Annotated in this window: 10 protein-coding genes and 3 pseudogenes; 8 read left to right on the top strand and 5 right to left on the bottom strand. The window is 70.6% G+C overall.

Going from position 1 to position 13884, the window contains the following annotated elements:
• The first annotated feature begins 137 nt into the window (after positions 1–137).
• The 3 genes and pseudogenes from A4E84_RS00660 to A4E84_RS41870 all read left to right on the top strand — a co-directional run bounded on the left by A4E84_RS00660 (position 138) and on the right by A4E84_RS41870 (position 2986).
• Entirely contained in the window at positions 138–920 is a 783-nt protein-coding gene (locus tag A4E84_RS00660; protein WP_062924651.1) for a TIM barrel protein, read from the top strand.
• Positions 921–971: 51 nt separating this feature from the next.
• The gene (locus A4E84_RS00665; RefSeq protein ID WP_062924652.1) at positions 972–1997 is read left to right on the top strand and encodes a Gfo/Idh/MocA family oxidoreductase; all 1026 of its coding nucleotides are present in this window, start codon (positions 972–974) and stop codon (positions 1995–1997) included.
• A gap of 177 nt (positions 1998–2174) precedes the next feature.
• Positions 2175–2986: pseudogene (locus A4E84_RS41870) on the top strand (IS5 family transposase).
• Here A4E84_RS41870 and A4E84_RS00675 read toward each other — a convergent pair.
• From A4E84_RS00675 to A4E84_RS00685, 3 genes are all read right to left on the bottom strand, one after another.
• Positions 2983–3219, bottom strand: coding sequence for a CbrC family protein (locus A4E84_RS00675; protein ID WP_237304744.1), 237 nt, complete (start codon positions 3217–3219; stop codon positions 2983–2985). The pseudogene A4E84_RS41870 and the gene A4E84_RS00675 overlap by 4 nt on opposite strands.
• Positions 3220–3972: 753 nt before the next feature.
• On the bottom strand, positions 3973–4926 hold the full coding sequence (locus A4E84_RS00680) for a hypothetical protein (protein ID WP_062924654.1): 954 nt from the start codon (positions 4924–4926) through the stop codon (positions 3973–3975).
• 1 nt (position 4927) lies between these two features.
• Complete coding sequence (locus tag A4E84_RS00685; protein WP_062924655.1) at positions 4928–5326, bottom strand: hypothetical protein; 399 nt, start codon at positions 5324–5326, stop codon at positions 4928–4930.
• Between the two features lie 83 nt (positions 5327–5409).
• Here A4E84_RS00685 and A4E84_RS00690 point away from each other — a divergent pair, with 83 nt between their 5' ends.
• The 3 genes from A4E84_RS00690 to A4E84_RS00700 all read left to right on the top strand — a co-directional run bounded on the left by A4E84_RS00690 (position 5410) and on the right by A4E84_RS00700 (position 10795).
• Positions 5410–6030: a hypothetical protein gene (locus tag A4E84_RS00690; protein ID WP_062924656.1), complete on the top strand. Its 621-nt coding sequence runs from the start codon at positions 5410–5412 to the stop codon at positions 6028–6030.
• A 30-nt stretch (positions 6031–6060) separates the two neighbouring features.
• Entirely contained in the window at positions 6061–7245 is a 1185-nt protein-coding gene (locus tag A4E84_RS00695) for an IS701 family transposase (RefSeq protein WP_062931209.1), read from the top strand.
• A gap of 283 nt (positions 7246–7528) precedes the next feature.
• Entirely contained in the window at positions 7529–10795 is a 3267-nt protein-coding gene (locus A4E84_RS00700) for a CHAT domain-containing protein (protein ID WP_062924657.1), read from the top strand.
• A 160-nt stretch (positions 10796–10955) separates the two neighbouring features.
• Here the strand turns inward: A4E84_RS00700 and A4E84_RS45595 are convergent, their stop codons facing one another.
• Positions 10956–11108 carry a DUF5959 family protein gene (locus tag A4E84_RS45595; protein ID WP_220451704.1) on the bottom strand — a complete coding sequence of 51 codons (153 nt, stop codon included), beginning with the start codon at positions 11106–11108 and terminating at the stop codon, positions 10956–10958.
• Between the two features lie 46 nt (positions 11109–11154).
• Here A4E84_RS45595 and A4E84_RS45600 point away from each other — a divergent pair.
• Positions 11155–11398: pseudogene (locus tag A4E84_RS45600) on the top strand (IS5/IS1182 family transposase); the annotation flags it as partial.
• Positions 11399–11600: 202 nt separating this feature from the next.
• On the opposite strand, the gene A4E84_RS00705 reads toward A4E84_RS45600, so the two are convergent.
• Positions 11601–12590 (bottom strand): aldo/keto reductase, encoded by a 990-nt coding sequence (locus A4E84_RS00705; protein ID WP_062924658.1) that lies wholly within the window; start codon positions 12588–12590, stop codon positions 11601–11603.
• Positions 12591–13304: 714 nt separating this feature from the next.
• On the opposite strand from A4E84_RS00705, the pseudogene A4E84_RS45605 reads away from it, so the two are divergent.
• Positions 13305–13451, top strand: a pseudogene (locus A4E84_RS45605) (UBP-type zinc finger domain-containing protein); the annotation flags it as partial.
• Positions 13452–13884: the final 433 nt, after the last annotated feature.

Here is a 13884-nt window from a genome sequence, read left to right on the forward strand (position 1 = left end):
AACGTTCTACCTTTCACGGGCCACCGGAGCCTTGACAGGGGAGGGCGACAGCTGGCGTACTGCTGCTCCCCGGAGCTCTAGAACGTTCTAGTTCCTTGAACGTTCTAGTCCGAAGTCGCGGAGAGAGGTACGTGGCGATGTACACACTGGCGGTCTGCGCCGAGATGGTCTTCCTGGATCTGCCGATCGACGAGCGGGCACGGCGCATCCATGACGCCGGTTTCCAGGTCGAGATCTGGGACTGGACCCGGCACGACCTTGCCGCTCTGGCCCGGACCCCGGCCGACTTCTCCTCCATGACCGGTTACATCCGCGGCAGTCTGACCGACGAGGAGGGTGCGGCCGAACTCCTGAGCACCGCCGAGGAGTCACTCAAGGCGGCCGAGCAACTGGGCTGCCCTCGCCTGAACCTGCACGGCACCGGACTGAATGGCCAGGGCCTGCCGGTGGTGCCGGTGACCGGTGAGGTCACCGGTGAGATGTGGATCGCCGCCCACCGCACGCTCACCCGCCTCGCCGAGCTGGGCGAGAGCGCCGGGGTCGTCTTCACCCTGGAGAACCTCAACACCGCCGTCGACCACCCCGGGGTGCCGTTCGCGACGGCCGCCGACACCCTGGCCCTGGTCGCGGCCGTGGACCGGCCCGGGCTGCGGATGAATCTGGACCTCTACCATGCCCAGACCGGCGAGGGGAATCTGATCGAGCTGGTCCGCAGGGCCCATGCCCTGGGCCTGATCGGCGAGATCCAGGTGGCCGACGTCCCCGGCCGCCGCGAACCCGGAACCGGGGAGATCAACTACCCAGCCGTCGCCCGCGCCCTGGCGGGCCTCGGCTACGAGGGCACGGTGGCGATGGAGGCGTGGGCCTCCGGCGACAGCGAGCTCGCTCTGGAGCGCTTCCGCTCCGCCTTCACCGTCTGACTGTCTCCACAAGCCTGTACCTACCCTGACGACGACGTACGGAGCACCCGCATGACCACCCAGCAGCCTCTCGCCGTCGGCCTCCTCGGCGCCGGACGGATGGGTTCGTTCCACGCCGAGACCCTCGCCCACCGCCTCCCGGGCGTCCGGCTCCTCGCCATCGCCGACCCCACCCCGGGCGCCGCGCGGAGCCTGGGCGACCGGCTCGGCTGCGCCACCGCCTACACCGACATCGGTGAACTGCTCGCCGACCCGCACATCGACGCGGTGGTGATCGCCACCCCGGCCCGTACCCACGCCGACCTGGTCGAGGCGGCCGCCAAGGCGGGCAAGGCGGTCTACTGCGAGAAGCCGATGGCGGTCACCCTCGCCGAGGCCGACCGCGCCATCGCGGCCGCCGCGGATGCGGGCGTGCCCCTCCAGGTGGGCTTCAACCGCCGCTACGACGCGGGCTTCAGGGCCGCCCGCGAGAAGATCGCCGCCGGCGCCATCGGCACACCGCAGCTGTTGCGCTCGCTCACCCGCGACCCCGCCCTGGCCGACCCGGCCCGCATACCGCCGTGGACGATCTTCCTGGAGACCCTCATCCATGACTTCGACGTCCTGCGCCACCTCAATCCCGGTGCCGAACCCGTCGAGGTCTTCGCCATGGCGGACGCCCTGATCCGCCCCGACTTCAAGGACCGCGGCCTGCTCGACACCGCCGTCGTCACCGTCCGCTTCGACAACGGCGCCCTCGCCACCGCCGAGGCCAGCTTCCAGGCCGTCTACGGCTACGACGTACGCGCCGAGGTCCTCGGCTCGGCCGGGATGCTCACCATGGGCGACGTCCGCCGCACCCACCTGACCGCATACGGCCCGGACGGCGTCGCCGCCGAGTGCGTCACCTACGACCAGCACCTCTTCCACGACGCCTATGTGGCCGAACTCGCCGACTTCACCGACAGCGTCCGCACCGAGCGCACCCCCTCCGCCACCGGTGAGGACGCACGCGCTGCCCTGGCCATCGCCCTCGCCGCCGTCCAGTCCGTCACCACCGGCGGTCCCGTCCGCGTCGACAAGCTCCAAGACCTGTGAAGCACGGGTCTTCGGCCGCAGCGCGGACCCCGGCGCCGTGTGACACGTACGGGGTGACGGCCAGGTCAGTCCAACATGCGACACCCCCGCTGCTCGAGTGCGGCGGGGGTGTCGGTGACTGGTAGACGTCTGACAGGTCATCTCAATCGGCGTGTTCGACAGCCTGCCGGAGTGGGGATCCTTGAGCGGCTGGTGCCAGATGAGCTGTTGGAGTTGTTCCAGCGAGTGGTGCCGGCAGCGCCGACTCGTCCGCAAGGCGGAGGCCGACGTCGGCATGGTGACCGGGAGGTGCTGGCTACCATCGTGTACGTGGCTACCTCGGGCTGCACCTGGCAACAGTTGCCGTCCGCCTCGTTCGGGCCGTCGGGAACGACAGCTCACCGGCGCTTCACGGAGTGGTCGAAGGCCCGGGTGTGGGCGAAGCTCCACCGCCTGGTCCTCAACGAGCTCGGTGCCCGCGGCGAGCTGGACCGGTCCCGCTGCGCGATCGACTCCGTGAACATGCGGGCCCTGAAAAGGGGGACCTGACAGGCCCGAATCCTGTGGACCGGGGCAAGTACGGCTCGAAGATCCACTTGGTTACTGAGCGGACCGGTCTGCCCCCTGTCCGTCGGCATCTCCGGCGCCAACACGCACGACAGCCAGTCCCTCATCCCGCTGGTGCAGGGAATACCGCCGATCCGGTCCCGGCGCGGCCGACGTCGACGCAGGCGCGGCAGGCTCCGCGGCGACAAGGGCTACGACTACGACCACTTGCGACGATGGTTACGCAGCCGTGGGATCACGCCCCGGATCGCACGCAAGGGCACAGACTCCAGCCAGCGGCTGGGCCGACACCGCTGGACCATCGAACGCACTATGCCTGGCTCGCCGGATGCCGACGCCTCCATCGCCGATACGAACGCAAGGCGAGCCACTTCTTGGCCTTCACCAGCATCGCCTGCACCCTCATCTGCTACCGACGACTCGCCCAAGCAGGCGGCTTCTAGGATGCGTCGGCGTAGGCGAGATGGGCGCCGCAGACGGTGCAGCGGAAGAGCATGGCGGTCGCCCCGTCGCCCAGGTGGGTCAGGAAGTGCTCAAGCTGCTTTTCGTCGTGCCAGCCGTCGAGGCGCATGTCGGCCCGCAGCTGGTCGAGGGCTTCGGGATGCGCCGCCAGCTCGGTGTATCCGACTTCGCCCACGAAGGCGGCCGCGTCCTGGCAGTGGACGAGCACGGCCACGCCGCGGTCCACGTACCAGTCGCCGGCTGCAAGGGCTAACCGTTTCACAGCATGGAACTCGCGCTCTGACCAGCGCAAACTCCGTATCCGCTATAGCAGTCTGCGTGAGAATGACATGGCCCTTCGTCACTCATGTCAGCAACAGGTGGGCACCACCCGTCAGCACCAACCACCAGGTCACTGAGCCTGCGCCACTGACACTCAGATGACGATGCCTAACTGACACTCCCCCGCAGACCATCACAGTTCGCTCCGTTCGGTGCGGCGCTCGCTGTGAGCGCGACGGGGGTGGCCTCGATCTCCGCGCGCCGCTCGTCCTGGCGGCGGGTCACGGCGTCGGTGGGGAGGTCGGCCAGGGGGCCGTCGGCGAGGGCTGCGGCGAGGGGGCGTCGAGGTCGACCTCGAGCACCACGACGGGCGTAGCGTCCGGACGCCGTCCAGGCAGCTCGGCACTGGTTTGCGCCGAGCTCCCGGATGCCGTCCGGACAGCATCCGATTCCTGTCCGGACTCGGCGTCTGCGAGAGGGATCAGGCCGGCTGGACGCGACCAAGGCGAGCCGGGAGCGCTCGGCGACCGCGTGGATCGCGGCGACGAGCGGCGTGGAGTGGCCGGGCACCGGCACGGTCAGGGCCGCGTGAAGCTGCCACTTCCCGTCCCGGGCCTGCCGCAAGGGTCGGCAATCCAGTCGTCCGGAGGACACCTCGTACGGGCAGGGCGGTCAACCGTCTTTCCTGCCGCCTGGCCGACGCTGACTACTGGGGTTCGTGGGCCGTCAGGGCGATGAGGTGACGCTTGCCCTGCAGCAGGCAGGTGACCTCCCAGCCCGTGCGCCTGCCGACGACCCCCTGGGCGGGCACGTGCAGGCGCTCGGCCAGTTCGGCGACGTACACGTGGACCGACGCCTCGATGAGGGCCGCGTAGGCGTCCACACCACTGCGAATACGGAGCCGGGCGGTGGCGTACGTGGCGACGGCCAGCGGCAGTGCGGGCCACCACCAGACCGCGAGGACCGCGTACAGGACCGCCCAGGCCACCAGGGTGGTGGCCCGGTCGAGGGCTTCGCGGGCCGTTTCGATCTGCTGGCGCGGGGCGTCCGGGAGGAGCAGCCACAAGGCGGGCCACACTGTGGCCAGGTCCAGGTCCAGGTCGCGGGCGAGGCGCAGGGTGACCGCGTGCATCCGGTCACCGGACCAGGTGGGCCGGTGGGGCTCCTCGGGCGAGACGCGGGCCACTGCGAGCCGGGCCGGCCCCAGGTCCGTCCCGCCGCCGGGCGTGCCGGAGGCCAGCAGCCCACCGGAACGCCGCCGCTCCCGCTCGTACGCGGCCACGGCACCGGCGCGCCGCTGCCGGCGCCTGGCCACCTGCCACCGCGCGAGGGTACGCAGCGGTCGGGGCCAGGAGCCCCAGTCGGCCGCGAACCACAGGCGCTCCACGAGTGAGCCGAGCGTCTGGGCCACGAGGCCCACGGCGGCGGCCAGCAGCGCCACGACCAGCAGGAGCACCGCGAGCCGTGCTCCGGCTCCCGCGCCGGGCGCCGGGCGCCACGCCTGTGCCTCGGCGACCAGGAGGTCCAGGTCGACGGCGTGGGCGTGGCCGAGCGTCCGGGCGGCGAACGCGGCGGCCAGGAACAGCGCGCCCGGGAGCACCAGCAGGGACATCCACCGCTCCGCCAGGCGTTTGCCCAGCTCCGTCAGCAGGCCGCCCATTTCAGCCCTTGACCCAGCGCAGCGGAACCCCGCCCATCCGGCAGCGCGGGGCCTCCCGCATCGTGGGCTTCGCCCACTCCACGCGTGCGCAGGCTCCCAGGGGGCAGAGGAAGGCGACATCGGCTTCGGCGGCGGGCCCCACGCCGACGGGCCCGGGCTCGGGGACCGTGCGGGCGCTCGCCCCGTAGGCGCCGCGCGCGTCGCCGTCCGCGCGAACGATCCGGTCGATGGCGTCGAGCGGCGTCGCAGGGTTTTCGTTCCCGTCGACGACGGCTCGCTTCAACCGGTCGAGTTCCTCGGTCCGACCCAGTTCGGCCAGGTGTTCGCGCAGCGCGTCGAGGTGTTCGCAGACGTACGACAGGCCTCGCCTGACCCTTGCGGTCGATTCTTCCTCCGTCATCCCGACTCCCTCCGCGAACTGGTGCTTTCAGGGCATCATGCATGAACGGGGCGGCGGTGAAAGCCTGTTGGGGGGAGACTGTGGTGGGCGAACCGGGCCGGGAATCACGTGACGAGCTGGTGGCGCGGGCCGTGCGGGCTTTGCAGACGCTGTGGGCGGGGACCTCCCCCGACCCGGACCCCGCCTTGATAGGTGACCTGACGCGGCTGGTCGCCGACGATCCCACGGACGAGCAGGCCACGGCTGTCCTCGGCCATCTGTACTGGCACCGGTACGAACGGCACGGCGCGCCGTCCGATCTCGACGACGCGGTGCGCATGCTGGCTCCGCACTTCTTCCCCGACCGGATGTTCCTCATCCCCGACGGTCTCAGGACGGAGATCGCGGACGCGCACAGCACGCACGTGGACACCCGGCTCGCCCAGGCCCTCACCGGCGAGGGCGACGTCGAGGAGAACCTGTCCGAGCTCGCCGCATGGTGCTGGTTTCTGCTGGAGCACGCCGACCCGGACAACGACCAGTACGGCGTCCATCTTGGCGGCTTGGGAACGGTGCTGTACACGCGGTACAACGTCCTGGGCGACGTCAATGCTTTGTTACAGGCCATCGGTCTCCTGAGCCGGGCCGCGCGGGTCACGCCGGCCGGCCACCCGAGCGGGCCGGGCATCCAGGGCAACCTAGTACTGCAACGGTGCTTGCCGTGACTGATGGCCAGGTTGGTCGTTGGTGTGTTCATGGGTGGGGACCTTGCTGATGTCAGGTTGTGGGCGGGTGAACTGGACGCTGTGCATGAGCGGTTCGTGCACCGTTTCAGCAGGTCGGAGCCGCGGGAGTCGGCACTGGCTTATATGCGGGGCCTGATCGCTCCGCTGCAGCGGAAGAACGGCTGGACGCTGGCGGAGGAAGCCGGCCACGAAGGCCCGGATCGTATCCACAGGATGCTGAACCGGATCGAGTGGGACGCGGATGAGGTGCTCGACGACGTGCGTCAGTACGTGGTCGACAACCTCGGCGACCAGGACGCCGTCCTGGTCGTGGACGACACGGGCTTCTTGAAGAAGGGGACGCGGTCGGCCGGGGTGCAGCGGCAGTACTCCGGCACCGCCGGGCGGACGGAGAACTGCCAGGTCGGCGTCTTCCTCGCGTATGCCACGAGCCGCGGGCGGACTCTGATCGACCGGCGTCTGTATCTGCCCGCATCCTGGACCGACGACCGTGAAAGGTGCCGCCGGGCCGGCGTCGACGACGAGGTCGCCTTTGAGACCAAGGTGGCCATGGCGAAGGCGATGGTCCGCCGCGCCATGGCGGACAGGGTCCCGTTTCGGTGGGTGACCGCGGATGCCGCCTACGGGTTCAGCAAAGGCTGGCGGTCGGAGCTGGAGCGGGCGGACGTCTTCCACGTCATGGCCACCACCCGCCACGACACCGTGGTCACCCGCTGGGCGATCGACCATCCCGTCCATGACTTGTTCAACGGTCTTGCCCGGCAGAAATGGAAGCGCCGTTCCTGCGGCACCGGGGCTCACGGCCCGCGGATCTACGACTGGGCACGCGTCGAGGTCCGGCCCTGGCACCGACCCGACCGCCGCCACTGGGTCCTCGCCCGCCGCAGCGTGAGCCGACCCGGGGAGATCTCTTACTACATCGCCTACTGCCCGGTTGAGGCAACGCTTGACGACCTGATCCGCATCGCGGGCAGCAGGTGGGCCATCGAGGAGTGCTTTCAGAGCGCGAAACAGGAATGCGGCCTGGACGACTACCAGGTCCGCCGCTATCCCGGCTGGCACCGGCACATGACCCTGGCCATGGCTGCCCACGCCTGCCTGACCGTCCTGCGAGCCCGCGAGCTGGACGCCGGGAAAGCAGAAACGGATCCTCCCAGCTCATCCACCTCAGCCTCGCCGAGATACGACGGCTGATCACCCGCCTCACCGACCGCCGACCCACACCCGTCGAGCACATCCTGCACTGGTCGACCTGGCGCCGACGACGACAGCACCAGGCCCGCACCAGCCACTACAAACGACGCGGACACAGCCCCTGAACTGGCCATCAGTCACGGCAAGCACCGTTGCAGTACTAGCCATCGCCCTGGCCCGTCGCCACGGGCTCACCGGGTCCGCTAACGACCTGCGCACCGCCTTCGAGGCGTGCGTCCTCTCGCTGCGGGAGCCCCTCACCACCGCTGACCGGGACGGTCTCATGGGGATGCTCGCCTCGTTGCTGCGCGACCGGGTCCTTCGTGCGCGGGAGGAACACCGGTGGGACGACGTTCTGGCGGCGGGCCGCGCGGTCCTGGCCTTCCCCGAGTTGCGCTCGTACGCGCGGGAGGCGGTCGCGGAAGGCCTGGAGAATCGCTTCACGACGGGCGCCGACAGGGCGGACCTGGACGAGGCGATCCGGCAGTGGACGGCGCTTCAGCGCGAGGCGCCGGACGCATACACGGTGCACGAACGTGCGTACGTGACGATGAGGCGGGCCAACGCCTACTGGCTGCGGTACCAGCACGATCAACGGCCGGACGATCTGGACGTCGTGGTCGACGCCCACGAGCAGGCGCTGGCCCTCGTCCCGGACGACGACATCACCCTCCGCTGGGACCTTCTCCGCAAGCTGGCCATCGCCCTCCTGGAGCGCATCGAGCGGCAGCCGACCGCCGACGACGTGGAGCGGGCCGTCACGGTGATCCGTGCCGGACTGGCCGACCGGGAGGGCCACCAGGCGTCGCCCCACCTCCGGGCCGTCCTGACCCGGGCGCTCCCCCGGGCCCTGTGGTTCCGGTACGTCCTCGCGCGCCGGCCCGAGGACCTCGACGAGGCCGCTGAGCTTCTGGGTTCGGCCGCCGTCCGCGAGGTGTCCTCGACCGATGGCGTGCTGGTGTTCGGCTGTCTGGGCGCCCAGGTGCACCGTGCCCGGTACCGCGCGGGTCAGGGGCTCGACGCACTCCGGGCAGCGGTCGCCGCCTGCCGGGAGGCGCTCGGGGCGGCCCCGGACGTCCATCCCGCACGCCCCGGTGTGCTGGTGCAGCTCGGCATGTCGCTGGTCTACCTCTACCAGCACACCGGGGACCTGGCCGCGTTGGACGAGGCGGTCGACCGCGACCGCGAGGCCGTGCGGGCCGTGGGCGAGGACCAGCTCCACGGCCCCGTCGGGGTGGACGCCCTGTACCACCTCGGCACGGCCCTGGCCGAACGAGGCGCCCGCACCGGCAGCCTCGACGACCTGAACGACGCCGTGCGGACGCTGCAGCGGCTGCACGCCACTGCCGCTGCCATCAGGACCCGGGAGCTGCACGGGCTCGGGTTCGCGCTCAAGGAACTCTTCGACCGCACCCTTGACTCCACACAACTGGACGAGGCCGTGGACCTGCTGCGGCGCGCGGTGGAGTCGTGCGAACCGGACGAATCCGAGGCGCCGATCGTGCTGTCGGGGCTCAGCAGCGCGCTCCTGCGCCGTTACGGCCACAGCGGCGGACCGGCCGATCTGGACGAGGCCCTCGTGTACGCACGGCGGGCCGCCGACGCGGTACCGGCGAACGATCCGGTCGCGCTGCTGACGCTCACCTCTCTGACAGGCGTGCTCCTGGAGGAGCGGCGTCGACATCCCGAACGGGTCGATGCAGACGACCTCGTCGCCCTGTGCCGACGCGTCGTCGACCTCGCACCGCCCGACCACGCCGCCCTCGGTGTGTTCCACCACAACCTGGGGATCGCCCACAAGGAACAAGCCGAGGCGAGCGAACCGGACGCGATGTGCCGGGCGTTCAGCGAGCTCACCAGCAGGACGATGATCCCCTTCGGCATCGTGGAGGCCGTCGCCGATCTCCAGAAGGCGGCCGGCAGCGAGACCCTCGCGGCGTCCCATCGCATCCGCTCGGCACGGGCGGCCGCGCTCACGCTCTATCCCGTGGACGTGCTGGCCGCTCTCGAGCTCCTGGAGTACGCCGTCGAACTGATCCCCCTCGCCGCCCCGCGCCGGATCGCGTGGGCCGATCAGCAACACGCGGTGAAGGACCACTCAGCCCTGGTCACATTCACCGCGGCCGCGGCCCTCGACGCAGGTGAGCAGCGGCGCCCGGACGCGCCGTACCTGCCCCTCCTGCCGTACGCCGCGCGCAGCGCCCTCCTGCTCCTGGAACAGGGGCGCACGGTCCTCCTCAGCCAGATGCTGGACACCCGCGGTGACATCTCGGACCTGCGGCGGAGCCATCCCGGGCTCGCCGACCGCTTCGTACACCTGCGCAACCTCCTCGACAGCGAGGACGACGGGACCCTGGACCGCCCCCGGGCCGCCACCGAACTCACGGCCACGATCGAGGAAATCCGCGGCCTGGAGGGCTTCGCCTCGTTCGCCCGGCCGCCGGAGCTCGAGGCGCTCCTCGCCACGGCGGAAGCGGGTCCGATCGTGGTGTTCAACTGCGACGAGACACGCTGCGACGCCCTCCTGGTCACCAGCGGCGGTGTGCGGCACCTGCCGCTGCCCCGCCTCACGCACGCGGAGCTGACCTCACGGATCGACCTCTTCCACCACTCGCTCGCCGTCGTCGCGGACCCGGAGACCGACTGGCGTGCCCAACGGGAGGCGCAGCGGACCCTGAGCGGCACCCTGGGGTGGCTCTGGGACGTGGCCGCGGAGCCGGTCCTGCTGGCGTTGGGAATCGGCCCGGGTTCCGGGCGTGGCGATGAGCCGCCCCGTGTGTGGTGGTCCCCCGGCGGCCTGCTGGGCTCGCTGCCGCTGCACGCCGCCGGACACCACGCCGAGTCCACCGGGGGCGGTGACCGTACTGTCCTGGACCGGGTCGTGTCCTCGTACACCCCCACGATCCGTGCCCTGCGGCACGCCCGGCGCCCGCGGCCGGCCGGTGGCAGGCCGGGGCGCTCACTGATCGTCGCCATGCCGGCCACCCCGGGTGCCCCTCCGCTGTCCGGGGCCTCGGAGGAAGCGGCCGCTGTGGCGGCCGTGCTGCCGGACCCGAAGGTCGTCACCGGTACGGCCACGCGGGCGGCGGTCCTGGCCGGGCTCATCGACGCCCGGGTGATCCACCTGGCGTGTCATGCGGTCACCGATGCCGCCGATCCCTCGCGCAGCCGACTGCTGCTGTGGGACCACGAGACGAAGGCGCTGAACGTCGCCGGGGTCGCCTCCGTGGCGCTGGAGCGGGCCGAGCTGGCCTATCTGTCGGCCTGCCGAACGACGTACACCGCCGCGCCGGGTCTCCTGGACGAGGCCATCCACCTGACCAGCGCGTTCCAACTGGCCGGCTATCGGCATGTGGTGGGCACGCTGTGGGAGGTGGACGACGTGATCTCGGCGACGGTGGCGAAGGGCTTCTACGCGTCCTTGTCGGACGCCGAGGGCCTGCACTGCGCCCGTTCCGCGGCCGCACTCCGGACGTCGGTCCTGGCGCTGCGCGACGAGTTCCCAGGCACACCATCGCTCTGGGCCGCGTACCTGCACGCGGGCGCCTGACCCACCCCGGCCCCACGCGCCGCAGCCACCGCTCCAGCGGGTGCTCGACCCAGTGGTAGGCGGCCGCCGACAGGGCAATGCTCAGGGCGAGAAACGCGCGCCCACGGCACCGGCGTGTCACCGATCAGGCCCACCACGACCCGGATGACGACCTCGTGGATCAGGTACCAGGCGCACGACCAGTGGCGCAGTCGTCCGGAGGAACAAGCGGCACCCGCACTGTGACCATGGACCCCAACTCGTCCTCCACGACCACCTCAGGGCAGTCGCGCTCGCCTGCAAGCTGGATGAAGACGGACGGCCCGTTGCTCACCCCACCCTTGCGCGGCCCTACCAGGCATGATCATTCGATGACACGGCGGCGTCGGGTCATCCGAGCGGTCCTCCCGCAGCCGTCCGACCAGGCCGCCCATCGCCTGCGGCGGGGCCGCCAAGGAGGCCTCCCGCCAGGCTTCCACCACGAGGCGCAGCGGAGCTCCGTCGAGCAGTGCATCAACCGGCTCGATCAGTGGCGCGGCCCGGCCACACGAACTGACACATCGCGCCATCGCTTGTCGGGCCGCAATCCACCGCGCTGGCAGACTCATCCGGACCCGGCGCTGACCAAAGAGACAGAACCTGGTCGCCTCGACGCTCGCCACCCCGGCGAGCGCCGCGACCGTAGGCATCCCCGACCTTCAGGCGTTCAACAAGACCTGCCACCGGGAACTGGACGCCTCGCCGCGTGCGGCCCGGCGCCTCAAGAGGTCAATGACCACCGCGCGTTCCCTACGGAGCCCCCATGTGGGGTGTGCGCCCCCTCCCCCTACCGGTTGACCGACCGCATGCCTGCCTCGTCGTACCGCTCACCCGCCGCCTCGGGCAACTCCGCGGCGATGCGGGCCAAGTCGTCCCTCGTCAGGTCGATGCCGACGGCGGCGGCGTTCTGCTCCAGGTAGGTGCGGCGCTTGGTGCCCGGGATCGGCACCAGGTCCTCGCCCTGAGCCAGCACCCACGCGATGGCCAGCTGAGCCGGCGTCACGTCCTTCTCGGCGGCGATCTCCTTAACCTTCGCCGCCAGCCGCTGGTTCGCCTCCAGGTTGGCGTCCTGGAAGCGCGGGTTCTGGCGGCGCCAGTCGTCGGCGTCCAGGTCGTCCGGCGAGGTGAACCGCCCGGCGAGGAAGCCCCGGCCGAGGGGCGAGTACGGTACGAAGCCGATGCCCAGCTCCCTGCAGGCGGGCAGCACCTCGGCCTCCACGTCCCGCGACCACAGCGAGTACTCGCTCTGCACGGCCGTGACCGGGTGCACGGCATGCGCACGCCGGATGGTCTGGGCGCTCGCCTCGCTCAGACCGATGTAGCGCACCTTGCCCTCGGCGACCAGTTCGCCCAGCGCGCCGACCGTCTCCTCGATGGGCACGTTCGGGTCGACCCGGTGCTGGTAGTACAGGTCGATGTGGTCGGTTCCCAGACGCTTCAGGGAGCCGTGGACGGAGCTGCGGACGTGTTCGGCCGAGCCGTCCTGCGGACCGACCGTGGTGATGTCGCCCGGTACGGCGTCGTCCATCCGGTAGTTGAACTTCGTCGCGATCACATACTCGTCGCGGCGCCCCCGGATCGCCTCGCCGACGAGGGACTCGTTGGTGAGGGGGCCGTACATCTGCGCGGTGTCGAGGAAGTTCACCCCGAGGTCGAGGGCGCGCCGGATCGTCGCGACGCCCTCCTCCTCGTCGGCGGTTCCGTAGAAGGCGGACATGCCCATGCACCCCAGGCCGATGGCCGATACCTGCAATTCCCGCAGACTACGCTTCTGCATGTCGTGCCCCAGCCTTCCCTGTACGCTTGATCGTCCTTCAGACGGCACGAAGTCTGCCGTCCGTCCAGGCACAGATGCCATCACCCGGCATCCCAGGAGGAGCGGGCGCTGATAGGCCCCGTGCGCCGTTGCGTCCTCGACGCTACGACTTCGAGCGCACTCCATGGCAAGTGGGATGTGAGGAAGGCCTGGCTCCTGGTGGGGCCCCACACCCGTGTGCCGCTTCCGGGCCTGGAGGAGGCGAGCGTGCAGCCGTTCGTCCTCGCGACCGCCAGCCCGTCCGGGTCCGGTGTCCGGCTGTCGGATCACCCGGTGCGCCCGCCCCTGCCATACGGGTGGGCCCCCACCCCGGGGTCGGCCGCCTCGTTGCTGGTGGTCCCCTCCCAGACGATGTTGCCGTGGTCGCTTCGGGGTGGCGCATGCTTCCGGTGTGGAGGGTCGCCGCTGGGGACGGAGTGCCCGGTGGCGTGCATCTCTTGTGCGGTGTCGGGGCGAAACGGTGTGGAGAACAAGGACCGGAGAGGAGAGAGCGTGACCGACATGGGCGTGGGCCGGGGCGCAGTGCTGCCGAGGAGCGTGATGTCGGCTGCGCAGGCCGGTGATCACCGATGACGAGATGGACGCCCGGCCCGATGGCGGACGGCCCTCGGGAAACCTTGCTCCCACACCTGGACGGCGGACCCGCCCCCGCCGAGTGAGGCGTGCGCGTCCTGCGCCGTGGGCGGACTCGCACCGGCCGGCCTGCTGCTGTGCCTGACCTGCGGCTACGCGGGCTGCAGCGACAGCTCTCGCGGCGCTCACGCCACGGCCCACTTCGATTCCAGCGGCGTCTTCGGGGACGGTGGCCGCGCGGTCGGGTAGGTCGAGGAAGACGGTCAGCGCTCCGTCGGGACCGGCGGCGCCTTTCGACGGAACGCATTCCGCTGTCGTCGGACCCTTGCCCTCCGCCCCACACTGACCTGTAGAAATGACCGTCAACTCGCTGATAGCATCCGCTCACTTGTGCGAGAACAGGTCGCTTTGCGGGAGGGGACCAACACAACACGTGGGCGCAGCCACGGTGCTGCGTGGCTGACTGGCGGCCAACGTCGTTTCGGTACCTGTGCGGCCGGTGCAGAGTCGTTGGCCCGTCCGACCGGCTCTTGCACCACCGTCGTCGGCGGCATCACCGTCGACTGCAGAGCGGACTTGATCTTTCGCAAGGCCAACGGCAGTACCCACGGCACGGGACTGGTCGCCTCGTCCTGACCCGCATCGCACCTTTCCATGCGTGGACAATTTTCCAGTTGCCGTC

The sequence above is a fragment of the Streptomyces qaidamensis genome (genome assembly GCF_001611795.1).
Taxonomy (GTDB): domain Bacteria; phylum Actinomycetota; class Actinomycetes; order Streptomycetales; family Streptomycetaceae; genus Streptomyces; species Streptomyces qaidamensis.